The sequence below is a fragment of the Sporosarcina jiandibaonis genome (assembly GCF_013184495.1).
Lineage (GTDB): Bacteria > Bacillota > Bacilli > Bacillales_A > Planococcaceae > Sporosarcina > Sporosarcina jiandibaonis.
This window is the reverse complement of record NZ_JAAOIY010000001.1, coordinates 1,349,039-1,375,234: the sequence shown is the minus strand read 5'-3', so window position 1 is coordinate 1,375,234 and position 26,196 is coordinate 1,349,039. Positions and strand designations below refer to the sequence as shown.

At 39.6% G+C, this 26,196-nt stretch carries 24 protein-coding genes, 1 other RNA gene and 1 riboswitch; of the genes, 15 read left to right on the top strand and 10 right to left on the bottom strand.

The window, feature by feature from the left end; genetic code table 11:
• Window positions 1-39: 39 nt before the first annotated feature.
• The 4 genes from G8782_RS06880 (at window position 40) to G8782_RS06865 (ending at window position 4,722) form a co-directional block, all read left to right on the top strand.
• On the top strand, window positions 40-1,278 hold the full coding sequence (locus tag G8782_RS06880; RefSeq protein ID WP_172370119.1) for a NupC/NupG family nucleoside CNT transporter: 1,239 nt from the start codon (window positions 40-42) through the stop codon (window positions 1,276-1,278).
• Window positions 1,279-1,337: 59 nt separating this feature from the next.
• Entirely contained in the window at window positions 1,338-2,276 is a 939-nt protein-coding gene (locus tag G8782_RS06875; RefSeq protein WP_172370118.1) for a nucleoside hydrolase, read from the top strand.
• Window positions 2,277-2,400: 124 nt separating this feature from the next.
• Window positions 2,401-3,498: a hypothetical protein gene (locus tag G8782_RS06870; RefSeq protein ID WP_216667769.1), complete on the top strand. Its 1,098-nt coding sequence runs from the start codon at window positions 2,401-2,403 to the stop codon at window positions 3,496-3,498.
• On the top strand, window positions 3,499-4,722 hold the full coding sequence (locus tag G8782_RS06865) for an amidohydrolase family protein (protein WP_172370117.1): 1,224 nt from the start codon (window positions 3,499-3,501) through the stop codon (window positions 4,720-4,722).
• A 123-nt stretch (window positions 4,723-4,845) separates the two neighbouring features.
• Here the strand turns inward: G8782_RS06865 and G8782_RS06860 are convergent, their stop codons facing one another.
• From G8782_RS06860 to queC, 6 genes are all read right to left on the bottom strand, one after another.
• Window positions 4,846-5,487, bottom strand: a complete 642-nt coding sequence (locus tag G8782_RS06860) for a DUF2628 domain-containing protein (protein WP_172370116.1) — start codon at window positions 5,485-5,487, stop codon at window positions 4,846-4,848.
• Window positions 5,488-5,835: 348 nt separating this feature from the next.
• Window positions 5,836-6,702, bottom strand: coding sequence for an MBL fold metallo-hydrolase (locus tag G8782_RS06855; RefSeq protein WP_172370115.1), 867 nt, complete (start codon window positions 6,700-6,702; stop codon window positions 5,836-5,838).
• A 20-nt stretch (window positions 6,703-6,722) separates the two neighbouring features.
• Window positions 6,723-8,141: a Na+/H+ antiporter NhaC gene (nhaC, locus tag G8782_RS06850; RefSeq protein WP_246231557.1), complete on the bottom strand. Its 1,419-nt coding sequence runs from the start codon at window positions 8,139-8,141 to the stop codon at window positions 6,723-6,725.
• Between the two features lie 244 nt (window positions 8,142-8,385).
• Entirely contained in the window at window positions 8,386-9,078 is a 693-nt protein-coding gene (gene queE / locus G8782_RS06845; RefSeq protein WP_172370114.1) for a 7-carboxy-7-deazaguanine synthase QueE, read from the bottom strand.
• A gap of 11 nt (window positions 9,079-9,089) precedes the next feature.
• Window positions 9,090-9,515 (bottom strand): 6-carboxytetrahydropterin synthase QueD, encoded by a 426-nt coding sequence (gene queD, locus G8782_RS06840; protein ID WP_172370113.1) that lies wholly within the window; start codon window positions 9,513-9,515, stop codon window positions 9,090-9,092.
• On the bottom strand, window positions 9,512-10,177 hold the full coding sequence (queC, locus tag G8782_RS06835; protein ID WP_172370112.1) for a 7-cyano-7-deazaguanine synthase QueC: 666 nt from the start codon (window positions 10,175-10,177) through the stop codon (window positions 9,512-9,514). The genes queD and queC overlap by 4 nt, the downstream gene beginning before the upstream one ends.
• Before the next feature lie 7 nt (window positions 10,178-10,184).
• A riboswitch (PreQ1 riboswitch) is annotated at window positions 10,185-10,228 on the bottom strand.
• Between the two features lie 215 nt (window positions 10,229-10,443).
• Between queC and G8782_RS06830 the strand changes: the two genes are divergently transcribed.
• The 5 genes from G8782_RS06830 (at window position 10,444) to G8782_RS06810 (ending at window position 13,218) form a co-directional block, all read left to right on the top strand.
• Window positions 10,444-11,175 carry an ABC transporter ATP-binding protein gene (locus tag G8782_RS06830; protein WP_172370111.1) on the top strand — a complete coding sequence of 244 codons (732 nt, stop codon included), beginning with the start codon at window positions 10,444-10,446 and terminating at the stop codon, window positions 11,173-11,175.
• Window positions 11,172-11,921: an ABC transporter permease gene (locus G8782_RS06825; RefSeq protein ID WP_172370110.1), complete on the top strand. Its 750-nt coding sequence runs from the start codon at window positions 11,172-11,174 to the stop codon at window positions 11,919-11,921. The genes G8782_RS06830 and G8782_RS06825 overlap by 4 nt, the downstream gene beginning before the upstream one ends.
• Window positions 11,922-11,927: 6 nt before the next feature.
• Window positions 11,928-12,371 (top strand): VanZ family protein, encoded by a 444-nt coding sequence (locus G8782_RS06820; protein ID WP_172370109.1) that lies wholly within the window; start codon window positions 11,928-11,930, stop codon window positions 12,369-12,371.
• 109 nt (window positions 12,372-12,480) lie between these two features.
• Window positions 12,481-12,671, top strand: a non-coding RNA gene (gene ssrS, locus G8782_RS06815) — 6S RNA.
• A gap of 115 nt (window positions 12,672-12,786) precedes the next feature.
• Window positions 12,787-13,218 carry a dihydrodipicolinate synthase family protein gene (locus G8782_RS06810; RefSeq protein ID WP_172370253.1) on the top strand — a complete coding sequence of 144 codons (432 nt, stop codon included), beginning with the start codon at window positions 12,787-12,789 and terminating at the stop codon, window positions 13,216-13,218.
• Window positions 13,219-13,596: 378 nt separating this feature from the next.
• Here G8782_RS06810 and G8782_RS06805 read toward each other — a convergent pair whose 3' ends face one another.
• Window positions 13,597-15,231: a ribulokinase gene (locus G8782_RS06805; RefSeq protein ID WP_172370108.1), complete on the bottom strand. Its 1,635-nt coding sequence runs from the start codon at window positions 15,229-15,231 to the stop codon at window positions 13,597-13,599.
• 172 nt (window positions 15,232-15,403) lie between these two features.
• Here G8782_RS06805 and G8782_RS06800 point away from each other — a divergent pair, with 172 nt between their 5' ends.
• The 4 genes from G8782_RS06800 to G8782_RS06785 all read left to right on the top strand — a co-directional run bounded on the left by G8782_RS06800 (window position 15,404) and on the right by G8782_RS06785 (window position 19,927).
• Window positions 15,404-16,510, top strand: coding sequence for an alcohol dehydrogenase catalytic domain-containing protein (locus tag G8782_RS06800; RefSeq protein ID WP_172370107.1), 1,107 nt, complete (start codon window positions 15,404-15,406; stop codon window positions 16,508-16,510).
• 30 nt (window positions 16,511-16,540) lie between these two features.
• Window positions 16,541-17,806 (top strand): MFS transporter, encoded by a 1,266-nt coding sequence (locus G8782_RS06795; RefSeq protein ID WP_172370106.1) that lies wholly within the window; start codon window positions 16,541-16,543, stop codon window positions 17,804-17,806.
• Between the two features lie 68 nt (window positions 17,807-17,874).
• Entirely contained in the window at window positions 17,875-18,633 is a 759-nt protein-coding gene (locus G8782_RS06790; protein WP_172370105.1) for a DeoR/GlpR family DNA-binding transcription regulator, read from the top strand.
• A gap of 202 nt (window positions 18,634-18,835) precedes the next feature.
• Window positions 18,836-19,927: an NAD(P)-dependent alcohol dehydrogenase gene (locus G8782_RS06785; RefSeq protein ID WP_172370104.1), complete on the top strand. Its 1,092-nt coding sequence runs from the start codon at window positions 18,836-18,838 to the stop codon at window positions 19,925-19,927.
• Between the two features lie 80 nt (window positions 19,928-20,007).
• On the opposite strand, the gene G8782_RS06780 is transcribed toward G8782_RS06785, so the two are convergent.
• The gene (locus G8782_RS06780; RefSeq protein ID WP_172370103.1) at window positions 20,008-21,312 is read right to left on the bottom strand and encodes a uracil/xanthine transporter; all 1,305 of its coding nucleotides are present in this window, start codon (window positions 21,310-21,312) and stop codon (window positions 20,008-20,010) included.
• Window positions 21,313-21,529: 217 nt separating this feature from the next.
• On the opposite strand from G8782_RS06780, the gene G8782_RS06775 reads away from it, so the two are divergent.
• Window positions 21,530-23,014 carry an aldehyde dehydrogenase family protein gene (locus G8782_RS06775; RefSeq protein ID WP_172370102.1) on the top strand — a complete coding sequence of 495 codons (1,485 nt, stop codon included), beginning with the start codon at window positions 21,530-21,532 and terminating at the stop codon, window positions 23,012-23,014.
• 76 nt (window positions 23,015-23,090) lie between these two features.
• Here the strand turns inward: G8782_RS06775 and G8782_RS06770 are convergent, their stop codons facing one another.
• Together G8782_RS06770 and G8782_RS06765 are read right to left on the bottom strand one after the other, a co-directional pair.
• Window positions 23,091-23,423, bottom strand: a complete 333-nt coding sequence (locus tag G8782_RS06770; protein WP_172370101.1) for a hypothetical protein — start codon at window positions 23,421-23,423, stop codon at window positions 23,091-23,093.
• 194 nt (window positions 23,424-23,617) lie between these two features.
• Window positions 23,618-24,547, bottom strand: a complete 930-nt coding sequence (locus tag G8782_RS06765; RefSeq protein ID WP_172370100.1) for a bile acid:sodium symporter family protein — start codon at window positions 24,545-24,547, stop codon at window positions 23,618-23,620.
• 288 nt (window positions 24,548-24,835) lie between these two features.
• On the opposite strand from G8782_RS06765, the gene G8782_RS06760 reads away from it, so the two are divergent.
• Window positions 24,836-26,182 (top strand): DUF4910 domain-containing protein, encoded by a 1,347-nt coding sequence (locus tag G8782_RS06760; protein WP_172370099.1) that lies wholly within the window; start codon window positions 24,836-24,838, stop codon window positions 26,180-26,182.
• Window positions 26,183-26,196: the final 14 nt, after the last annotated feature.

Genomic DNA, 26,196 nt, shown 5'->3' with positions numbered 1-26,196 from the left:
ATATAGTATAGCTTCATTATACGAGGGGAGAGCAGAAGAATGATTAATATATTATGGGGATTAATGGGCTGTACGATTATTGTTCTAGGTGCCTATCTATTATCGGAAAATAGAAAAGCAATTAATATATGGACAGTCAGTATGGGCTTTATCGCTCAAGTCGTGTTAGGATTTTTCGTTTTAAAATGGGATTTCGGAATGAAAGTAATTCAAGTTTTATCGGATGGCGTTTCGAAAGTAATGGACTATGGCGTTGAAGGATTAGCCTTTGTATTTGGATCTTTAGCAGATAAAGAAGGCGCAGCTGGACCAATATTCGCAATTAATGCATTGGCCATCATGATCTATTTAACTGCGCTTATCGGTTTATTATATCATTTCGGAGTTATGCAATGGTTCGTTCGAATCGTCGGGGGTAGCCTTTCTAAAATCATGAAGACAGGCCATATTGAATCTACGAATGCTGCTGCAAATATTTTCTTAGGAATGACACAGTCTTTCTTGTCAGTCAAACCATATATCAAAACGATGTCACGCTCTCAATTATTTGCGGTTATGGTCGGCGGGCTCGCATCCGTATCAGGTGCAGTTTTACTAGGATTAGCTGCTATGGGTATTCCGATCAACTATCTATTATCGGCAGCGATCATGTCTGCGCCGGCAGGCTTGATGCTAGCGAAATTGATTATTCCGGAAACAGAAAAGCTAGATCCGAATGAATGGAAAGTAGTTGTCGAAGATTCACCAACTGAAATTGGAGAAAAATCAAGTGTGATGGAAGTAATTGTGGATGAATCAAAAGAAGGTATGAAATTTGCCGTAAATGCAGTTGTGATTCTGGTTTCTATTATCGGATTGATAGCACTTCTGAACGGTATCTTAGGCGGGGTTGGTTCTCTCGTAGGGTTTTCAGATTTGTCATTTGAATTGATTTTAGGCTATGTATTCGCGCCAGTTGCGTTTATTTTAGGGATTCCTTGGTCTGAAGCAGTATTGGCCGGAAACTTACTCGGACAAAAAATCATCATTAACGAGTTTGTGGCATTTGCGTCATTTAAAGATATTATTGGTTCGTTTTCCGAAAAATCAGTTGCGATTTTAACGTTTGCGCTTTCTGGATTTGCCAATATTGGTTCTATTGGTATTATTCTAGGCGTTATGTTGGGGATTGCACCGAAACGTAAGAAGGAAATTCAAGGTATGGCGCTAAAAGGCTTGATCGCTGCAACATTGGCCAACCTATTAAACGGAGCAATTGTAGGGATTTTCTTCTTCTAATGAATCAAGAAAGCGTTTTCTAGAGAAACGTTTAAATAATATACGGGGAGAGATTTAAGATGAAAAAAGTTATTTTAGATGTGGATACAGGAATCGATGATGCGTTTGCGATCATCTACGCGATTGAAAGTAAACAGCTTGATATTCTCGGAATTACAGGCGTGAATGGAAACGTTCCAATCGATTACGTGATGAATAACACGAAGGGATTATTGAAGTTTATGGGAAATGAAGAGATTAAAACATATAGAGGCGCAAGTCTTCCGCTGTTAACAGAAGCAAATCACGAATTTCGTGTCCACGGCTCAGATGGAATTGGTAACGCACTCGATCATATAACAGTTGATGATGAAGAGTCAGATATCTTTGCGCCGGATTTCATGATTGAACAAGCGAAGAAACATAAAGGCGACATCACATTCATCATGGTCGGACCACTAACAAATTTAGCTTTGGCACTGCGTAAAGAGCCAAGACTAGCAGAGTGGGTTAGCGAAGTCGTTATCATGGGCGGACTTGTTACAAAAGCAGGCATGGGAAATAAACTTCCGAACTCAGAATTCAATATTTTTGCTGATGCGGAAGCCGCTAAAATTGTATTCCATTCGGGTATGCAAGTGAAGCTTGTCGGCTTGGATGTCACGCATAAAACATTTTTAACGCGCGAGCGCATGGAAGAATTAAAAGGAACGAAGTACTACGACTTTATCGTAGACAGTTCTGAAGTATTTAGAGGTTTCAGTAAGCAGAAATATGGGGTTGACGGCTGCGCACTCCATGATCCATTAACAATCGGAGTCGTTTTAGATCCTTCCATCGTTAAAACGGAAAAGCATTTCGTTGAAGTCGAAACAAAGAGCGAATTGAACTACGGCCAAACGATTTGCGATTTCCGTAATATATGGAAGAAAGAACCGAACATGGAAGTATGTTTAGATGTAGAGAATGAAAAGTTTGTTGATATGTTTATCGATACGCTAAAACAAAGAAAATCATAAGTATAACGTGTGAATACACCAACGGAAGCGATATGTTTCCGTTGGTTTTTTTATGCTTCTACCCAAGACAAACACACAACTTCTCATTATCACATAAAGTAGGAATAAGAGAGGAGGGTCTATATTGAAAAAAGAACAAGCACCATCTTTCAAGAAAAAGAAGGATAGGGAAAAATGGCAACCGTTTGAAGTGATCGGAATACTCCTAGTTGCTGGATCATTAATGGTCTTAATATTCGACCCTAATTCATTGGCAAACTTTTTTAATACGGTTATCGCAGAAGTGAAACCGGTCGTCGTTGATATTTTCTTAACGAGTGAAGTCGGAATTGCCATCATTATTAGTGTGATTTTCGGTCGAATTTTGGAACGAATGGGATTTACGGATGGGTTAATTCGAATTTTTGTGCCCGTTATGAAATGGCTTAACATCAATCCTTCCGTTATCGTCCCGAGCGCATATAATATTCTTGGTGATATTAATGCTGCTGGGAAAATAGCGGGTCCCATTTTGGTGAAAGCGAAAGCGACCAAATCCGAACAAAAAATAGCGGTTGCCACGATGATTCAATCGCCGCAATCCTTCGCAACGCTCGTATTAGGTCTCATTGCATTAGCCGTTTTCAATATTAAAGCATTTCCACTTATCCTCTTCGCAATATTTCTGCCAATTATAGTTGTACCCTATCTATTATCCGTTACAATATATCGAGATACAAAGCGTGTGGCGCTAGAAGAGCTGCCTCGTTTCACACCAAAAACTAGATTTCTGCAAACAATATTTTCTTCATCTAAAGAAGGTGCCGAGTTACTTTTCTTAATTATTATCCCAGCTGTAGCGGCTGTATTCTTCTTCATTGGTGCCTTAAAATACTTTGGAATTTGGGATGCAATCGAATCCGGATTATCAACGATATTAACCTTAATGAGCATTGAACCATCAACTGGAATTGTTTCAATCCTCGCGGCGCCTACACTCGCAGTCGCCCAACTATCTGAGCTAGCGAGTACAGTTGATCCAAGATTAATAGTAGGCTCATTTGTCTTAGCGAATTCTGGGCTTCCGCTGTCGGTCATCTTTGGTCAAGTGCCCGCGACCTGGGCAGAATCATCTAGTTTAACAGAAAAGGAAACCGTAAAAGCAGCAATCGTCGGAATGATTATCCGATTAGCAACTGCGTGGGCATTAGCGGTATTGTTAACGCCGTTCTTGGTGAATTAAATGAAGGAAAAACTTATGGTCAGAGGGAAGAGAGTTGTCACAGTAGGTCGATTAGGGACAGTTGAAAATGGGGCTGTCGTTGTCGAAGATGGAAAAATCATTGATGTAGGCACCTGGGATAGACTGAATAAACAATACCCTGCTATAAAGTCAATTGATTGCTCAAAATTCGTCATAACGCCTTCATTAGTTGATTGCCACACGCATTTATTAGAATTCGCCCCAACCTCGCTCTATCCAGATGCGCCCATAAATCACTTTGTCGCGGGAAAAGAACTTCTTTTCGATGCGCTATCATCAGGAATTACTGCGCTTGGTGAACAAATTTGCGGTCATCCGAAATGTGATTTCTCGGTTAATGATTATCGAAGAGCAATTCAAGATATGCCGATTTATATCTCTTTTGCCGCCACGAGCATTTCAATTGGATTTGAAGAATTAGCCCATTTTAGTGCACTGACACAAACGAAAAGAATAGACAAAAAAGCGTTGAACGATTTGTCACTCGTCCGATTGCTTGCGCAAGCAAGCGATTATCCGGGCGAGAATATTTTTATCAACGCTACGCCAGCAAATTTCTCGGAAAAAGAAGTGCCGCGGGCTGGAGAAATTATATATACAATAGAAGAATTAAAACAAATCGTAGACATCTACCATCAGTCAGGGAAACAAATTGGCACGCATGTCGCTGGAGCAGAAGCCATTGACATGGCATTGGAAGCAGGATTCGATGTTTTACACCATGGGCACGGCATTCCAGACGCCTTAATCGAAAAAGCTTCAAAGAAAAAGGTGAAAATTGTGGCGACACCGATCGGGGGAACTCACCTGATGCCCAACTCACCCGAAGATATATTGAAGCTAATGGACAATAAGATTCATGTATCGATTTCTACAGACGCTTATTTACCGCCTTTTCAAGGGGCCTCCTGGTTGCCTTTTGAAGACAATAAATTAAAAGGACCTAACGTACTCATGTCAATTGCCCAGCCAGCCATGCAGCTTTTAAAAAAGCATCATTACACCGACAACGAAATTCTATCATTGCTCACAGCAAATCCCGCCGAGATCCTAGGTAAAGAAAATCAGTTTGGGAAAATAGAAGTAGGAATGGATGCAAACTTTTTAGTAGCTGAAGGGATACCGGGATTAGAAATTACAGATGTTGAAAAAATCAAGAAGGTGTTTTATAAGGGGCGGCAAGTTGTAAACCGTCTTTACTAGGGACCAGTGGTTATCCTCCTTTTTTTAATACAATCATAATTTTACAAGTGAAAGAATTTCATAATGAAAAATAAAAAGGAAGCCGACAAATTGTTATCTAGTCAGCTTCCTTCTTTTACACTATTAACCTGCGCTAAAAAGGGATGCTACAATTTCCAGCGCCATGCTAATTATGACATATCCAATAAATAGCAGAAGGGCTAGCCAAACCCCGTTCCAACTGGTCCCGCCACGTTTTTTGACTTTCTCCAAAAGATGAACATCTGAGTATTCCGCTTTCAACTTTTCGATTTCTTTTTGTGCATGGTTTTTATACATACCATTTCCGCCTATGCCCAATGCCACTGCTACACCCAAACCAATATATCGATTAATAAAATCCCCATTAGCTCCAGTGAGCAACAAGAGTACGTCTATTGCAAGAAATATCAATAATATGGTAGTTATAACTTTGTACATTTTTCGATAACCTAGCCAAAAGAAAGTAGCGAAAAGTGCAGCCCAGTTAATGGGTTTCCGATTATCCTGTTGCCATTTTCCGAAATAATACGACTGTTTCCGCTCGCCTACAAAAGCTTTCAACAGCTTATCATCCTGATCATTTTCGGATACTTGATCTTGATCTTGATTTTGCTTTAGTTCCTCGGAGCTGTTCAACAATTCCGGGCTTTCTGCGTTAGTTAATTCTTCACCGCAATTCCCGCAAACCTGATCACTTTCATTTGAAATCTTCCCGCACCCGGGACAATACAGAGAGTTCTCCAAACGTCTTCATTCCCTCCTTTTATCGTTGTCAAGTTGCAGTCAATTTGCCCCTAACCAATTAGCTTACATTATCAAATCCTATTACTCTCACAAACAGTTAATAGTACGCATTTACCAAAGGAAATATGAGTAAGTTAATTCAATAATTGCTTGTTTCGATTATAATCCGGCAATACCTAAGGGAATAGCGCGATTTGAAAGCCTCAGAAGGTATTTCAGACGGCAAGTTGTAAACCATCTAAATAAAAAGCGAGGTTCTAATTGTGTTCACGTTTTTGCGGAATCCTATTAGAATCTCCCTCTTTTTAGTTTACGATTTTCGGCCTTGAAAATCCGATAAGCAATCCATTATAAGATAAATTCCATTTCTTCTTCAGCAATATGAAATCCTTTAGCCTCTATATGATTTCGTACATGACGATCGGAATCGATGGCTGGATTGGAATGATTTAGGTGGGTGAAATAAATCTCGGTCTGTCCCACTAAGCTTTGTAACCTATCCATCGTTTCTACGATAAGCGGATGGGGGATTTCACGATAGTCACGACCGATTTTCTCAAGATCCGCTGGTGAATGAAATGTGCCGTCGAGTAAACAAATGTCGGCTTCTTCACAAGCTTTATAAATGTCTTGATTCCATTCGTTCCAACGGTCGATGTCTGGAATGTAAAGGACTTTCTTGTTAGGGCCTTCAATCCAGTACGCAAACGTTTCCGAAAATTCATTTCGATGTGGAACTTCAACAGGTCGGATTGTAACGAGTGGGGAAATTGAAATCTTTTGTCCCTCTTTTATTTCTTGTACATCTATATTTCCTAGCTCCGTCAATAAACTCCACGGTGCTTGTTCTTCCAATAATCGTTTCATTTTCTTCCCCGCCATTACGGGGACGCCATTTGCGCCGATTGCTTCCCGTCCTAATAATAACAGACCCGGATAATGGCCGAAATGGGCATGTGTCAAAAAGATGCTATCCATTAGCCGGCCATGCATATTGTATTTGACTTGGAATCTTGCCATTTGTTCTTTCAAGTCAGGCGTAGCATCAATTAAATGCCAAGTCTTTTCTTCGGGTACAACAACTGCCAAAGAAGCGGCAAGACGCCGAAATCGCGGGTTTTCCAGCGCTTCTGCACAGTTTTTGCAGAAACAATTTGGATGTGGAAGCCCTGCATCTTGTGCGGTACCTAACACATTTAAAACGACTTTATTCATAGAGGGATTTCTCCTTTATTTTATGTATTGTTATTATATTGTTTTTTTGTAATCGTCCATCCTGTGAATCCAAATAAAATATTGATAAGCGGGACTAGGAATGCGAAGAAAGTATATGGAATAAACTCTCCGGGGCTCACGCCAAGTACGCTAACTGAAAAAACGACGGGGACACTCCAAGGGACAAGGTTGATACCGACTGTTCCTGCCGCTTCGACACAACGTGAAAGGTTTTTTGTATCGAGATCCATCGATTTATACTTACTAACAAAAGTTCTTGCTGGTAAAATGATTGCTAAAAATTGTGCGCCACTCGCAAATGCGATAACAAATGTTGCTAGAATAGTTGAACTGATTAATGTTCCAGCCGTCTGGACTTTCGACATCATTTTCCGGGTTAACACTTCAAAAGATCCTGTTTCTTCTAAGACGCCACCAAGAGCTGTGGCGATGACCAACAGTCCAATCGTTCCTAACATTGAAATGAGTCCCCCGTGATTTAACAATGAATCAACTGCATCTATGCCGGATTCAATAGAAAAGCCACTTTGCATCATTTGAACAACTGTAGAAACAGACCTGCCTTGAACCAAGACGGCAAGCAATGCGCCTAACAAGCCGACGCTCATTAGTGCTGGAATTGCTGGGGTGCGCCTGATCATCAGAAAAATTGTAAAGATAGGCATTAGCAGTAATAGTGGATGAATGACAAATACATCACTCAAACCTATTTTGATTGTATTGATGGCGTTCGAATCAACAATATGATTGGTCAAAATTTTATTGCCAACAATCCAATACAAGATAATTGAAAGGAAAAATGCTGGAATTGTATCCCAAAGCATATGTTTGATATGACTAAATAAATCCGTTTCAGCCATGACTGGAGCAATATTTGTCGTATCGGATAATGGCGATAATTTATCGCCAAAGTAAGCACCTGAAATGACAGCTCCTGCAACGAGTCCCGGAGGAAATCCAAGCCCTTCACCTATGACCATAAACGCGAGTCCTATTGTCGCAATTGAAGTGAAGGAACTTCCAAGTGTGATGGAAACAATTCCGGTAACAAGTGCTACAATCGGTACGAACATTGTGGGTGAGATAATCATTAGTCCATAATAAATCATAGTCGGGATAACACCGCTTCCGATCCAGGTTCCTACAATGATTCCGATAATGAGTAAAATGAAAACAGCTGGGAGCGCCCTAGCCACACCCCCGACCATCATTCTCTGTACTTCATTCCAAGTCCAACCACAAATTACTGCGATAATTGCTGCTGCGATTACACCAATCATAAGAGGAATATGCATCCCAGCCTTCCAATAGAAAATGGATAAGGCAGCAGCTACAATTAAAGTGAAGATTGGGACAATCGATAATATAAATGAAACTTCTCTTTTCAATTGTTTTGCGCACGAGAATGATATTGGCATAAGCCAAAATTCTTCGTACTTCCTCCTATCAAAATTATGTATTTGCAAGGTATTATGATAGATTATCACTCAATTCGAAAAAGGGCAACATCATTTAAGTGCGAGAATTGTCTATTAGTACTTAATAACAATAGGCTTGGAAGATATTCAATATGATAATTTTACATAGTGAAGTATTGAAATTATTGGAGGCTAAAAAAGGAACCGCCTCTCACTTATCAAAGTTAGAGGCGGTTCCTTTACATCAAACGCCGCGTTTATTCCCCCATACAAGCGTATGTAGTTGCGGCAATACTTTTGCGTCGTTCATAATCGTTGACTGAACAGTTTTTTCGATTAGCCACTCATAGCGATTGAGCAAAGTCGAAATGAGGAGGGTATCATCAGTTGTCACAGTATCTTCATTTCCGGTTTGTAAAAAGAAAGGGAATGATGGGTAGCGCAAATGTATTTCTTCGGCAAACTTAAAATCGTTATCATCGAAAATGACGATTTTAAGACTAGCATTGGAATTCACAAGCTGTTCCATGAATATGTCCAGCTTACTGAAATCTGTTGTCATTTTAGAACTCGGCGGTTTTGGAGAGAGCGTAATATCGTCGACTTTTAGCAACCAATCTTGCCAAAATGAAGCTTGTGTTTCGACTGCAACTTTCCATCCTTCACCGTGGCATAAATCGATGAACTCGCCGATGCCTTTGTGAAGAGCGGGATTCCCGCCTGAGATGGTGACATGTGAAAAGGAATGTCCTCCTATGTTTTTCAGTTCATCCACAATTTCAATTGGACGTTTCAATTCAGCTTTCCCCGTGCCATCCCACGTAAAACTGGAATCACACCAGGCGCATGAATAATCGCATCCAGCAGTCCGGACGAACATCGTTTTTTGTCCCATGACCATGCCTTCGCCTTGAATTGTCGGACCGAACACCTCCATTACAGGAATTTTTATAGCAAATCCTCCTGTTCTGGTCGGTAGATGACATAGCTTGTCGGCGTTTCCCGAACAATGACTTGAAGACAGACGGGCTGATTGCTTCTTGTCTGAAGTACTGTTTGAATGGACTTGCAAATCTGTTCTGCCAAGCCTTCAGTGGTTGGGTGTTTAGCTTGAAATTCAGGATGATCATTTAAGACTGAATGATCGTATTTTTTATGAATCAAATCTTTAATTTGCTTGAAATCAATGAGGAAACCAGTTGAATCTAGCTTGTTTCCCCCGATTGTTACATTAATAAAATACGTATGGCCATGCATCATCTGACATTTTCCAGCATCTTCGTCTGGAATGAAATGCGCAGCTGAGAAGTGCATGTCTTTATTTAATTCAAATCGATATGAATGTTGCACTTGCGGATAAAATTGTTGCATCATTTGGAAGCACCTACTGACTTTTGGGATAAGTATGCGGCAAGTCCTTCATTTCTCAACAAGCACGCAGGACATTCTCCGCATCCTGAACTTGGAATCCCATTATAGCAAGTAAGTGTTTTTTCTTGCACAAAGTCAAATGCATCGAGTTCATCAGCCAATGCCCACACTTCAGATTTATCCAGCCACATGAGCGGCGTATGGATGACGAAACGTCCGTCCATTGCTAAATTCAACGTGACATTCAGGGATTTTATAAAATTGTCCCGGCAATCAGGATAGCCGCTAAAGTCGGTTTCGCTAACACCGGTAATGAGATGACGTGCGCCAATGGCATCTGCATAAACAGCTGCAAATGAGAGAAACAGATGATTCCTTCCAGGTACAAAAGTTGACGGAAGTTCGCCGTCCTCTTCTTTTACGTCGATATCGTCTCGCGTTAATGCATTTGCAGATAACTGGTTAATCAAATTCATATCCAGTACTTTGAATGATACACCGAGTTCTTCTGCGATTGCACGAGCATATTCAATTTCATCTGAATGGCGCTGTCCATAGTCGAACGTCACCGTTGCAACTTCACGAAAATTCTTTAATGCCCAAAACAGGCATGTCGTGCTATCTTGGCCGCCACTAAAAACAACGACCGCTTTTTCATTTTTCAAATCAAACATCTCCTTAGTTTTTTAGAGAGGGAGTTCGCGAACCTCTTTTTTCAAGCACTGATAATGATAGCATATGTACAGGAGCAAGGGAATTAGTGGGAATACTCGATATAATTCGTTGCAGACAGCTGCGAGGTTATTCAATGCCTAACTAGTGTATATTGGTAATATAGTGAACAGGATGGGGAAATTATGACTTATTAATTGAACTTTATTTTACGTTTAGATGGTGGATAGTAAGTATTATTTATTTTAGGAGATTGTTAATGGATAAAATATATGAACCTGCACTTCATTTTCGTGAAGTTGATTATTCGGTTGGCGATATACATATTTTAAAAAAGATAACGGGATCATTTCCAAAAGGTAAAATCACAACACTTGTCGGTCCTTCAGGGGCGGGTAAAACGACCTTGCTAAAATTGTGTAATGGCCTTATTTCTCCGACTTCAGGGGATATTTTTATTCACAAGAAGCCGATTGAATCATTTGATCCTATTGAATTGCGGCGTTTCGTCGGGATAGCGCTTCAGAGTGCGCCGATGATTACGGGGACAGTATTTCAAAACTTGTCGCTGCCTTTAGAACTTCGCGGTGAAAAGTTGAGTGAAGAAGATGCAATCCGTTTCTTAGAGGACGTCGGATTGGAGGATAAGTTTTTACATTGGAAAACCGATGATCTATCGGGAGGACAGCGCCAAAAAGTATCGATTGCCCGCACGTTAATCAACCGTTCTGAAATTTTGTTATTAGATGAGATTACGTCGGCTTTGGACAGGACATCGTTACATGAAATCGAAGAATTAATAACCAAAATCAATCAGAAATACGGCGTGACCATTATTTGGATCACGCATAATTTGGACCAGGCTCTATCGATCGGGGATTATACTTGGGTGATGATGGGCGGGAAAGTCATTGAAACAGGTGAAAGCGAGCTGTTGAAGTCACCGAAAAATGAGCTAGTGAGGCAGTTTGTTCAAGGTGATCTATCATGACGTATGTAACGTTATCTATCACACTTATTTTTGTCGTTATCCCATTGGTATTATCCCGGACGCTGAGGTTAGGCTTAGAAAAAGATACAATCATCGCGACAATAAGGTCAATCATTCAGTTATTAGCAGTTGGATATGTGCTGAAATTTGTTTTTGATTCAGAAAATCCTCTATACATCTTTCTAATGGTAGCGCTCATGATTGTAGCAGCGACGCAAAATGCGCGCACAAAAGGGAAGGCGATCAAAGGGATCACGTGGAAAATTGCAGTCACGCTGATTTTTGTCGAAGTGCTGACGCAAAGCATTATGCTGGGCTTCAATATCATCCCTGCAACAGCCCAATATATCATCTCAACGAGCGGAATGGTCATCGGAAACTCCATGGTGCTGTCGATTCTATTTCTTAATCGTTTCACGGCGGAAGTGGAATCGCATGACGATGAAACCGAATTGATACTATCACTAGGCGGAACGCCAAAACAAGCGATAAACAGGCAGCTCATCAATGCAATTAAAGCGAGCATGATTCCAACAATCGAAAGCCAAAAGACGATGGGGCTCGTTCAACTACCCGGAATTATGAGCGGCCAAATCATCGCCGGAGCAGACCCGGTCCAGGCAGTCCAATATCAGTTGCTTATAATCTTTTTATTACTCACAACTGCGTCGGTAACAAGTATTTTACTCGGATTTTTGTCGTATCCAAGTCTTTTCAATCAGCGAATGCAGTTGTTGAGGAAGTAGGAAAGTATGCGTAGTGTGAAAGGTTGTTGCAACTTGTTCTTAATCCGTTGGCATATCCTCGTCTATATGGCATTCATATTCGTAGCAACTTGTACATCTGATCCTCATGCATTTTTGTATCGACAGGTTATAAGCTTTAAAATAGATTCTTCGCCCGTGTTTATCGATATGTTCATTATAGGTGACATTCCTTGGACAAGCGGCTTTTATTGGATTCAAAAAACGGCGCATGTCTTAGGATTTGGATTGCTTTACATTTTGCTTCTTCGGGGATTTAACAACATGAAATTTGCTTTTGTAATAAGTGGCTCGTATGCATTTATAACAGAAGTTTTGCAACTTTATTTTTATCGTAGCGGAAGATTGGTCGATGTAGGGATTGATTTGGTGGGGATTTATTTGTCTTATTTACTGTATGAATCATTTTCTGAGGACGCAATTCTGCCTTAGGCTCATGAAGACCAGAGCTTGTATGAAGCAGACTTTGTTTGATGAAATAGATGTTTTTACAGGAAAGATAAACCATTGATTGCTGATCATAAGTGGTGTATACTGATAAAACAAGCTGCATTGTTCGTATGACTATTAAGTTTTAACCTTTATACTGTAACAGGGAGTTTTACATCGAAATTGAAATGGCATGCCTCGTTCATCATTAACGAGGACGTACAGGAAAATTTCTGCGAACACCCACTTGGAAAAGTGGTGGTTTAAAACTTTCTATATAAATACGGCAGAAGCGGCTTATTTATATAAAAATTTCATATTAAAATTTATAACAAAGTACTGTCTTTTTTGGATGGTACTTTTTTTATGTTCGATAATCAAAGGTACCTGTGCAAGACAACGTTGAGTCGATACACTAATATTACATAAAATCAATCAAAAAAGTGGAATTAGTCATACAAGAAAGATTATTCAAAAGGTGAAAGTCGAAAGACCAGAATTTACCGTTCTATCCGGGTTTGACGAATATTATCTGGTTAACCGAATATCAGGAGGAGATGGCGTTTTATGTGGGTTAATAAATATCGAGCCGAAGCTATTTGCCACTTTGCATAAAGCCTTTGAAAATAAAGACTTTTTGACAGTAGAGAAGTGTGCACATCAAATCTCTATTTTAATGAAGCTTTATGACACTACTGATTTATTTGTTACCGGTATTAAAGCTGCTGTAAAAGCGAAAGGTCTGAACATTTCAACCTATACCAAAGAACCTGTAATTCAGCTAACGGAAGAGCAATTTGATAACATCGAAAACATTATCAATGAGGTAAATGAATCGCTTCTTGTTTAGTGATGGGGATTTCAATTGGGGACAGCCCTTATTGAATTTCATGTACCACTGTTGGGTACACAGAAAATGGAGTGCCATTTGGGATTACATGGGAAGTAGAGAAAGACGAAACTTCCGAGGAAATCTATTTAGGCGAAAATAAACAGCTAAAAAGTATGGTGCCCCGAATGAGATAGTTGGAGAGCTGGAAGTTTGAATCAGTAAATATTGATGGGTATTTATGCGATAAGACAATACAATAACTTATTGACTTACTTCAATAATATTGATATATAAAACAAAGGAAGTCAATTAGATCAACATCTCATTGATTTCCTTTGTTTATTCGAAGAACAAATGATTACACTTCAATTTCGCGTAAGTCCCCTACGTTTTTAATTATCTTGTGGCTATTTTCTTCAGTTCTTTCATTTTTTCCGATTTTTCGATACCAAAGTAATTATGTAAAGTCTTATAAACTTCGAAAAGTTTTTTGTATGTTGCAACGTTCTTTGGAATCGGTTTTACGACATCTAATAACGGTTGTTTCATGTCTTCAACGGCCTCTTCAATAGTATTATGGCCACCGCCTGCTACTGATCCTAATATAGCAGCTCCGATACCCGATGCATAATCACTCGCGGAAATATGAATCGGTCTGTTCAAAATATCAGCATAGATTTGCATTAATAATGCATTTTTTTGAGGAAGTCCACCGCATGCAAATACTTCGTCTACTGTCATTCCGAATTGTTCATAAGCCTCCAAAATCATCATTGTTCCATAGGCTGTTGCCTCTAAATGTGCACGGTATATATCTTCAAACTTGGTATGTAATGTTTGTCCAATTAGCACACCACTTAGTTCGTTATTGCTTAACGGAGAGCGATTGCCATTATGCCAATCCAATGCAACTAGACCAGAACTTCCAGCCAATGTTTTAGCAGCCTTTTGTTCCAATAAATCAAAAATAGAAAGGTCATTTGCCTCTGCTTCTTCAAAGTATTTGACAGGCGCTTGTTCCACAATATATTCGAAAAGATCGCCAACAGCTGATTGACCGGCTTCATAAGCGAATAAATCAGGGATAATTGCATCTTTAACGCTTCCAGAAATTCCGCGTATTTTTTTTTGGACTTCATTTAACATCAAATGGCATGTAGAGGTTCCCATGACCATCGTGAATTGGTTTTTTTGAATCGAACCGACTCCGAGAAGAGCGGAGTGTGCATCGATGATTGCCGTTGCAATTGGCAGGCCGATAGGTAAACCAAGCATTTTGCTCCATTTTTCGGTCAGGTAACCAGCAGTTTCACCTATTTTAACTAATTTCCCTTCAAGTTTCTCATCAATTATTGTTGGTAAATCCCCATCTATTTCTTTAAAGAAATCATGGGAAAATCCATCTGCTTCATTCCAAAACGATTTAAATCCTCTTGCGCAATTGCTCCGAACATTTTCGTTGACAAGCCTAGAAACAATCCAGTCGCCTGCTTCAATTATATATGCAGCTTTATTTAATAAATCAGGAGCATTGTTTTTTAACTCTAAAACCTTTGGAATCAACCATTCGCTTGTAACTTCATAACCATAATGACTTATCCAGTTTTCATTCACGGTTTTGGCCAGATTACTCATTGCGTTTGCTTCCTCAATTGCCCCGTGGTGCTTCCAAAGTTTAACGTAGGCGTGTGGATTTTCTTTATGCTCTTCTCTCCAACTTAAAGGAATTAAGTCTTCATCAGTGACAATCATCGTGGAAGATGTGAAATCAACACCAAGACCGATGATGTCATTGGGTCTAATGCCAGCACTTTTTATGGCTTCCGGAATCCCTTTTTCAATTACATCCATATAGTCTTTAGAATCTTGCAGCGCAAAGTTAGGTGGCAGAGGTGTATTATTTAATGTTTTTTCAATCGTTCCATTTGGATATTGTAAAACGCTCATCCCTTTAATTGAACCAGTTTTAATATCGATGATTAAAACTCTTCCGGAGCTTGTTCCGAAATCTATTCCTATTGAATATTTCATAATTGTTCCTCCATTGAAAACGTTTTCTTATTAAATAATAAACATAAACAAACAATAAATCAAGTTATTTAGTTTGTTTGTGCAAAAATGTGCTTGACTTTTAATTGAGTAAGCAATAACATAAGCATAAATGAACAATTTGTTACAAATATAAACAAAGGAGATTGTATAATTGAGTAATCAAAATGGAAAGAAAGTTTGCTCTACCGCATTTCGTTTAACGGCACCAGGTATTTTTAAAAAGGAAACAATCGAGCATAGCTTAACAGAAAATGATGTTATTGTAGAACCGTACTTGGCAAGTGTTTGTCATGCTGATTTAAGGTACTTCACAGGTAATAGAAGGAAAGAAGCCCTTGCGGAAAAATTACCAATGGCTTTATTCCATGAAGGCCTTGGAGTTGTTCAGGAGTCTTGTCATCCTGATTTTAAAACAGGCGATCGGGTAGTGATTGTACCAAGCATTCCGGGTTATGTTTTACATAATAAAACGAAAGACCAATGCTGTAAAAATTGTCAAGATGGCGGGCTGCCGAATTATTGTTTAGAGAGTGAGTTTTTGGGAAGTGGCTATGATGGTATCGGTCAAAGTCGTCTTGTAATCGGCGCGGATAATCTTGTTCACGTTCCCGATGCATTGAAAGATGATGTAGCGGTACTTGCTGAGTTATGTTCAGTATCTTTATTTGCCATTAATTCAACAGAAAAATTAACGTCAACGAATTCGAAAAAAGTCGCTGTTTTCGGTGATGGGCCAGTTGGTTATTTAACAGCAGCAGCTCTTCATTTCATTTACGGCGTAGCAAAAGAAAATTTACTTGTTTTTGGCGCGGTACAAGAAAAACTTGATCAATTCGAAAATTTTGCGACAACTGCTTTAGTGTTCGATTATAATTTTAAGGATGAAAGCGGTGTCAAAACAGTTTTCGAATGCACAGGTGGACAATTCAGTTCAAGTGCAATAAACCAAGCGATTGATTTATTAGATAGTGAAGGGGCTATTGTCTTAATGGGTGTTACGGAAGAATTAGTTCCGATTAATACTAGAGACGTGTTAGAAAAACGAATCCAGTTAATTGGAAGTTCAAGAAGTAATGTACAAGAATTTAAACAGTTAATGGATTCTATGTTAAATAAAGGGTATCAAAATGCGTTAAGACAATTGATTCCAGAAACGGCTTCTTCAATTGAGTCTGTCGCTGATTTGACGAAGGCAATGGAAGAAACGGCAGCCCAAAAGGGTTGGAAGAAGACGTACTTAAGCTTTAATTGGGGATAAATACTATATGTTTTCAAAGGGGATAGCATAATGAATGTAAGCAATGCATTTTATACTAAAATAGGGTTACCTCAAAAAATTGTGTGGGGCTACATTGGTATTTTAATATTTATGATGGGTGACGGGCTGGAAATTGGTTGGCTAAGTCCGTGGTTAGTAGAACAGGGATTCACGGTGCAACAAACAAGTATGTTATTTGTTGCTTATGGAATTACGGTAGCCATTTCGGCATGGTTTAGTGGGGTATTAGTTGAAATTCTAGGGGCAAAGAAAACGATGTCCCTAGGTTTCCTGCTCTATGTTCTAGGAACGGTTGGATTCATTGCCCTTGGAATATCATCGATGGAATTATCGGTTATGATTCCGATGTATGCAATTCGTGGGTTTGGTTATCCGCTATTTGCTTTTTCATTTCTAGTTTGGATCTCCTATAGAGCAGATCAGAAACGCTTAGGGTCAGCAGTTGGTTGGTTTTGGTTTGTATTTACAGGTGGACTAAACGTTCTTGGGGCATACTACTCTGTTTGGGCGATTAAAGAGTTGGGCCATGTGAATACGTTATGGAGTTCTTTGCTTTGGGTATCAATCGGTGCAATTATTGTGTTATTTATAAATAAGGATTCGCTGCCTGCAAACAAGGCTGCATCCAATGAAAAACTAAAAGAACTTGGTAAAGGGATTACGATTATGAAGGATGAGCCTAAAGTGCTTCTAGGTGGAATTGTTCGTGTGATTAACACAACAGCCCAGTTCGCGTTTCCTGTATTTTTGCCGCTTTATTTGGCGAGTCATGGCATCCCGACTTCGCAGTGGTTAGCAATTTGGGGCGCAATTTTCACGAGTAACATCTTGTTTAATTTGATTTTTGGAATAGTTGGGGATAAGATTGGTTGGAGACAAACGATTATGTGGTTCGGTGGATTCGGTTGTGGAATCACGACATTGGGACTCGTATATATTCCAGTATGGTCGAATGGAAACATCTATTTTGTGGGAGCGGTCGGTATCCTATGGGGTGCTTGCCTAGCCGCATATGTTCCACTTTCTGCATTAGTGCCTTCTTTGGTCAAAGAAAACAAAGGGGCAGCACTATCAGTATTGAACTTAGGCGCTGGTTTACCAGTATTCCTTGGACCGGCAATCGTTGGGCTTTCCATCGGCGTAGTTGGACCAGTTGGGGTTGTTTGGATTCTTGCGTCGCTTTACTTCGTTAGTTCAGTCTTAACGCACTTCATAAAATTACCAGGGGAAGTTACAGTCGAACCAACTATGAAAACGGTTACCGCAACAAAATAATGATAAAATAATAGACGGCGTGCAAAGTGCCGTCTATTTTCGTACGAAAAATTGGGAGGGTTAAATGAATGTTACCAGCCGAAAGACAAGCAGAAGTATTAAAGTATATTCAGCGGAAGAAAGCAGTGAAAACAGAAGATCTATCGAAACACTTTGACGTACATGAAGCAACCATTCGACGAGACTTAACGTATTTAGAGCAAGAAAAAAAAATAAAAAGGACCCACGGCGGAGTAATATTGAATGAAGAGGTTTTTTCTGAACCGCATTTTGATGAGAGGGAAAGTTCTTTTTTCGAGGAGAAAGGGAGAATTGGTGAAAAGGCTGCTTCCTTTATCAATGATGGTGACTCAATTATTTTAGATTCAGGAACGACTACAAAGCAAATTGCAGAGGCGATAAAAAATAGAAGGAACCTAACAGTCATTACGAATGATATCCATATAGCTGCATTACTTACACGCTCTTCGATAAAGGTAATTGTGACGGGCGGTGTGTTATTTCCGGAAAATTTTATATTGAACGGGGAAATAACGAATCAAACATTATTAAATTTAAATGTAACGAAAGCATTTATAGCAACTCCTGCTTTACATCCCGAAAAGGGCTTAACACATTTTGATGATGCACTTATTTCTGCGAAGAAAAGCATGATACGAGCGGCTAAAGAAATATTTGTCGTGACAGACCATAGTAAGTTGGGAAAGCTGTCATTGTTTACATTTGGTGAGATGGCTAAAATTAATCATATAATAACAGATGATAAAATTAGTGAAGAGATGGAAAGTGCATTAAAAGAACATTGTGACCATGTGTGGATTGTTTAAAATGAGTGACCCTAAGTGAATCAATTATCGGAGGGCTGTCCAAATTGAAAAGTGCTAGGCACTTTAACTTTGGGACAGCCCTATTCGCTTTTGTATGACTATTGGAATCAAGAACCGCAGAATTCCATGACTTGACTTAGTTTATATTTATCTATAAGCTGCAATGAGAGTAATCTATTAATTCAGAAAGGAGGTGTTTGTTATGATAATTGAGGCGGCAGTTACTTATGCAAAAGGAGAAGAGTTCAAATTAAAAGAAGTTCGTCTTGATGAACCGAAAGAGAATGAAGTGCTGATTAGGATTGTTGCTTCGGGAGTTTGTCATACAGACGCCGTGGCAAGGGATCAGGAAGTTCCCTTGCCCCTACCTGCCGTACTTGGTCATGAAGGATCCGGGGTAGTAGAAAAATTAGGTGCTAATGTGAAAACCGTTGAAGTAGGCGATCATGTCGTATTGTCCTTTTCTTCATGTGGTCAATGCGAGAATTGCTTAGTTGGTCTTCCTGGTTATTGCTTTCATTTAACTGAATTAAATTTTGGTGGGATTATGAACGATAACACCAAACGACTTCATCAGGGAGAGCAAGAAGTATCCAGTTTTTTTGGACAGTCTTCATTCGGTACGTATACCGTTGCAAATGAAAGGAATATCGTTAAAGTAGATAAAGATGTTGATTTATCCCTTCTGGGGCCATTGGGGTGCGGAATTCAAACAGGTGCTGGCACAGTGTTAAATAAATTGCAGCCTAAATTTGGAGAAACTATTGCAGTTTACGGCTGTGGGGCAGTTGGTCTCAGTGCAGTGATGGCAGCCAATATTATTGGTTGTTCAAAAATTATTGCGGTTGATATTCATGAAAATCGATTGGAGTTAGCAAAAGAGCTCGGTGCAACTCATGTGCTTAACGGCAAAGATGTAAATGTAATAGAAGAAATTAAAAAAATAACAAAAGGTGGAACTAATTACGCCGTAGATACATCCGGTGTTGCCGCTTTAGCACGCGATTCCGTCTTAGCATTGAGACCACTTGGAGTTTCAGCAGTTGTTGGTGTAATCAACGGAGTAACAGAGTTCAATGTATATCATGATTTAGTACTGGAAGGAAAGTCAATCGTGGGAGTTATTGAAGGTGACTCGATGCCCCAGTTATTTATTCCAAAGCTAATTGAATACTATAAAGCTGGTAAATTTCCATTTGATAAACTTGTAAAGTTTTATGAGTTTAATAATATTAATAAAGCATTTGCAGATTCAGAGGAAGGATTAACCGTTAAACCAATCGTTAAAATGTGATAGCAAGAAATTTATTAATCAAACAGGAGTCATCCCTCTCGGTAAAGGGATGACTCCTGTTTGAGTTTTTCTTTAATAAATCAGTTTGTAATTTTCCGATCAACCCCCACGTCATCCCAATTGATACAAGTTTCCATTACTAGTGAGATCAAAAACCCCATGATGAAACCATTCGTTATTAAAGGCAGGATAATTGCAGGCAAAAAAGTAAATAAACTAGCATCGACCGTCATTAAACTCACGCCTATTAATACCGGAGATGCAATCCGATAAATCGTAACCGAATTAAATGTATAGCCGTTAAAACTTTTTAAGGAAGTCCCCAATAATTGAGAATAGGCAACTAATAATACAGCGTTACCTACAGCCATAGGAAGTGTTGCAAGCATTAGACCTAGAGGGGGTATAATTCCGATGAGAATAACAAGTCCGCCGCCAATTAAAAACGGTCTTCGATCAAAAATTTGAGTGCTTTCCAAAAAGCCTATGGATGAAGCAAACGGTGCAAATAGTACAAGTCCAAAAAGAGAAGCGATGATGGAGTAAATGCCCGTCAGCAAATAAGAGAATCGGTACTGATTCATAGAAACATTTACATTGAATAATTTAGAAGCGGCCTGAACGGATGCAACTGTATTACTTAAATTAATTAAACACCCTAAAAAGGTGATGGCAATTATGCTGTATTCCAAATTCGGCGGACCTAAAGGAAATAGAGAGAATGCAGCAACCCCACTATCTGTAACAGGTTTAGCGATTGGAAATAGCAAAGCGTAAGCAATCCAGCCACCAATCATACCGATTAATATTGAAAAATCGCCAATAATTTTATTTCCTTTTATTTTTAAAAGAGCAACAATGATTGCAAGACAAAAAGAAAATAGTGTTATATGCCCATTCAAAGTTCCGTCTTCATTCATATTCAACATTCCATTGAAAAAAACAAAGGTTAATTGAAAGGTTAAAAGTAATAAATAAACACTCATTACCATCGGGCTAAATACCTTTTGAATAAATGAAATTAAATTGAATGCCACTAGAAGGATGGTTGCAATTCCAGCAAGTATCATACCTGTAGCAATTCCTCCGCCAATACTTTGTAAACTCAAGCCTAGTGAAGAGGCCGATAAACACAAATTTAGGATCAGACCCCAAATTACGCCTGAAGGACCTTCCATCAAAGGGAATCGATGTCCGATTAACCCCTGCAAAATACAAGCCCCGCCGGTCACGATTAGTGCACTGCGTAAAATAGTGGCAACTTGTTCTGGCGGTAAATTGAAGGCAAAGCCAATAGAAATAGGGACGACAACAATATTTGCGAAAATAAAAAAAAGCCATTGCATTGAAGCGAACGTTGTCGACCAGGATAACAATCTATTCATAAAATCACCTTTTTCTAGTAATGAAACTAATGAGTAAGCATAGTTATTATTCTATCATACCAAGTTTAAAGAATATGCTTATTAGTCCAAATGAATATGCGTAATTGAAAGAATTAATGCATTATTCATTTAAGTCTTCTTGATTAATAATATATTAGTGTTAACATTGGGTTGGAATCGCTTACAATTAATAATCTTATTAAAAGGGGGATTTGTTATGAGTCATGTTGTAGAAGGATTAAACAAAAAAGTGGAGAAATTCTTGAGCAGTACAAAGCACTTATACATCAACGGCGAGTTTGTAGAAAGTAAATCGGGTGCAACCTTTGAGGTCCATGATCCAGCAACAGGAAAAGTCCTAGCTAATGTGTATGAGGCAAAAGCTGAGGATATCGATGTTGCAGCAAAAGCTGCCCGTAAAGCTTTCGATGAGGGGCCTTGGTCAAGAATTAGCGCGGCTGAAAGAAGTCATCTTATGTACAAGCTCGCAGACCTGATGGAAGAGCATAAAGAAGAGCTTGCGATACTTGAAACTTTGGATAGCGGTAAACCAATTCGCGAATCTAGAACAGTCGACATTCCTTTATCAATTGAACATATGCGTTATTACGCTGGTTGGCCAACGAAAATTGTCGGACAAACTGTTCCAGTAAGTGGACCTTATCTGAACTATGTTCGTCACGAACCAATCGGCGTTGTCGGTCAAATTATCCCATGGAATTTACCATTACTAATGGCGATGTATAAAATGGGTGCTGCTTTGGCGACCGGATGTACGATGGTTTTAAAACCAGCAGAACAAACGCCCCTATCAGTCTTATACTTAGCTGAATTAATCGAAGAAGCTGGAATTCCAGCGGGCGTTGTCAATATTGTTCCAGGTTTCGGTAAAGAAGCAGGGGAGCCAATGATTGATCATCCGTTAATCGATAAAATCGGTTTTACGGGATCTTCCGCAACAGGAAAATTGATTATGGCCAGGGCGGCACAGTCCTTGAAAGGCATTACGCTTGAACTTGGAGGAAAATCACCGAACATCCTTTTACCGGATGCAGATCTAACCAAAGCAATTCCTGGCGCACTAAATGGCGTCATGTTTAACCAAGGTCAAAACTGCACTGCCGGATCACGAGTTTTCATTCCACGAAAAAATTATGATAATGTGGTTGCCGATATGGTTGCCCATGCGAAAAGTATCAAACAAGGACCGGGAATTAATGAAGATACACAAATGGGACCGCTTGTTTCCGCTTTACAACAAAGCAGGGTGATGAATTACATTGATATCGGGGTTAATGAAGGGGCAGAACTTCTAACTGGCGGAAAAAAACCTTTTGAAAATGGTTACTTCGTTGAACCTACTATCTTTGCAGATGTAAATGATGAAATGACAATCGCGAAAGAAGAAATCTTTGGCCCGGTTCTAGCCGCAATTCCATATGACAGCGAAGATGACCTTATCGAAAGAGCAAACAACACACCATTTGGACTAGCTGCTGGTGTTTGGACTCAAGATGTTACAAAGGCACACCATTTCGCAAGCAAACTTAGAGCGGGTACGGTTTGGGTGAATTGTTACCAAGTATTCGATGTCGCATCACCGTTCGGCGGATTTAAACAGTCTGGTATTGGCCGCGAATTAGGCTCATACGCACTTGATAACTACACAGAAGTTAAAAGCGTCTATATTTCACTCGAATAAAACCAATCCGAACTTATTTTAAATAACGAAAAAGAAACCCAACAATTTATTGCTAGGGTTCCTTTTTCGTATTCATTCAATGAAGCAAACCAGCCTCATAATTCTTCTGGTTCAATGCCATAATATTAAGCATTTCGATTGCAGACATTGTTAGAAGCCTATCTGCAAATTCAACTGCGATATCATTATTAGGAAATGAGAATGCATCAATTTCCTTATCAATGAAATATTCATTGTTTTCCTCTTCTCCCATTAACGTAAACAGTCTTACAACATAACGGCTAGCTGCGGGTGAATTATCATGAATGACGATTAACATGGCTGGCCCCTCGGAACTCATGATAAGTTCATGAATCTCTATTTTTTCTCCCGATAGCCAAGACAAATTTAAATTTACCTCTTCTTCCAATCTCCCATTCCCCTTTGTAATGTTCTCATACTTTATCCCCATATTTAATTATAGTATATTTAGTCGGAAAATTAAATGTTTTATTGAAATTTAAAGTGGAATTGGAAAAAGGTACCTCAAAAACTACTAGTAAAAAAACATGTGTGCCAGACTTAAACAATGTCCCCGCACACATGCTTTTTTGATTTGCCTAATTACTTTTTACCCTTCCTTGCCCAATAAGTCGCCAAAAGTGGCCCAGATATATTATGCCAGAAACTAAATATCGCACTCGGCACTGCCGCAATCGGACTGAAATGTGCTGCTGCCAGCGCGGCGCCGAGCCCGGAGTTTTGCATGCCGACTTCGATGGAGATTGCTTTTTGATCAGAATAATCGAGTTTGAATAACTTGGCAATTAAGAAGCCGAATAAATAACCGAGTCCGTTATGTAGAATAACGACTGCAAAGATGAGCAAACCTGATTCGATAATTTTCTCCTTGCTTCCCGCTACGACTGCTGCAACTATCATGACGATTGCAATAACCGATACGAGCGGCATGATGTCCACGCTCTTTTTCGTCTGCTCTTTCAAGAAAAATTGGACAATTAAACCGAGAATGATTGGCAAGATGACGATCTTCAAGATTGACATGAACATGCTCGAAGCCGAAACTTCCAACCATTCGCGCGCAAGTATATAAATGATCGCAGGTGTTAAAATTGGCGCGAGCAAAGTAGAAACGGATGTCACCGCGACCGAAAGTGCTGTATTTCCTTTCGCAAGGAACGTCATAACGTTCGAAGCTGTGCCGCCCGGACATGATCCGACGAGGATCACGCCAATTGCTATTTCAGCTGGCAAATTAAATCCTTTTGCCAATGCATAAGCCAGAAGCGGCATTACGATAAATTGCGACGCTACGCCAATTAAAACGCTTTTTGGTTGTCGGAAAACTTCACCGAAGTCTTTCACCGTTAACGTCATTCCCATTCCAAACATAATAACTCCAAGCAAAATCGATATGTATGGCCCTATCCAAAGAAATTGACCTGGCAGGAAGAAGGCGAATGCGGCAACAACAAGCACCCATATAGCAAATGTTTTACCGAAAAACTGACTAATTTTCACAAGACCTTGCATTCTATTCACCTCCTATCTAAACATGATAGCACAGTAGATTCAGAAAAATGTATTTTATTCAATAAAGCCATTTGCCAAAGCGTTAGTACTAATGATTTAGCAAACTGAATGGAAATAACTATATCGCTAGAAGTACTATATTAATTTACTATTTAATCTACTTCTTTAGTACTTTTTTGTTATAAATCGCCATTACATAGTATTCATTTTCAGAATATTTGAAGGAGTTTGTTACCGTTGAAAGGAATAGTTCAATTGCAGTGAAAAATTTTTAGGGAGGTAGGATGAATGAAGATAGGCGGGAAATTTAAAGTAATCATGCTTTCAATGGTGTTAGCTGTGTCGAGTTTATATGTTATGCCGATCCAATTTTCACAGACAATTGTTGCACAGGCGAAAGGTGATCAAGGCGAAGCTGCTTTTGATCAGAAAATAATTTCGCGCATTAGTGCGGAACGAATTTACGAGGATGTCCATTATTTAAGTGAAACCATAGGCCCTCGTGTAGCAGGAACGGAGGAAGAGAAGTTTACGGCGAACTACATTAAAGAACGTCTTTTGTCTTATGGATACGAGGTAGAAGTCCAGGATTTCAATATTCCAGACTTAAAAGTAGGCCATTTGCAAACTGACAATGGTGATGAAGTGCTCGTCAACATTCCGTCTGGATCCGCTGCTACAACCGAAGAAGGATTGACAGCGGAGCTTTATGATGCGGGATTAGGTTACCCAACTGATTTCACTGAAGATGCAGCAGGAAAAATTGCCCTAATTTCCCGAGGGGAATTAACATTTCAAGTGAAAGTGGAGAATGCAATTGCCGCTGGATCTGCAGGGGTGCTTATTTATAATAATATCGACCAAGCAGGCCCGTTGAATCCTTCTATTACCAATTCGCCTTTACCAGTTGGCGGTATTACGAAGGTGAGCGGAGAAGCGCTATTGGAAGATGTCGCAAGTCGAAATGGGACTGTCACGTTAAAAGTGAACAGTATTTCAAACGCAACGTCGCAAAATATCATTGCAAAACGTGCGCCGAATAAAGGTGGAAATCATGATATTTTACATGTTTCTGCCCATTATGACAGCGTTCCTTTTGCGCCGGGAGCAAGCGATAATGCATCAGGAACTGCAGTGGCACTGGAAATGGCCCGCGTATTAAAAAGCTATCCGATCGAAAAGGAATTGAGATTCGCATTTGTGGGTGCTGAAGAAATCGGCTTGGTCGGTTCTCATTACTATGTGAGCCAATTGACTGAAGATGAAATCGACCGAAGCATCGCCAACTTCAACATGGATATGGTAGGCACGTCTTGGGAAAATGCAACCGCAATTTTCATGAATACGGTCGATGGACAAGCAAATATCGTATCTGAAACGGCTGTTGCAACGGCAGAAAGAATCGGCACGCCATCTGAATTAGTTCTTTATCAAAGAGGTTCGTCCGATCATGTTTCATTCCACGATGCTGGAATTGCGGCTGTGAATTTTATTCGCCGTGAACCTAGAACTGCCAACCTTGAGCCTTATTATCATACGCCGCTTGATACAATCGAACATATCAGCGAAGAAAGACTGAAAGAAGCTGGCGATCTTGTCGGGGCTTCTGTTTATAGTTTGATTCGAAAAAACTAGGAGGAATGATGATT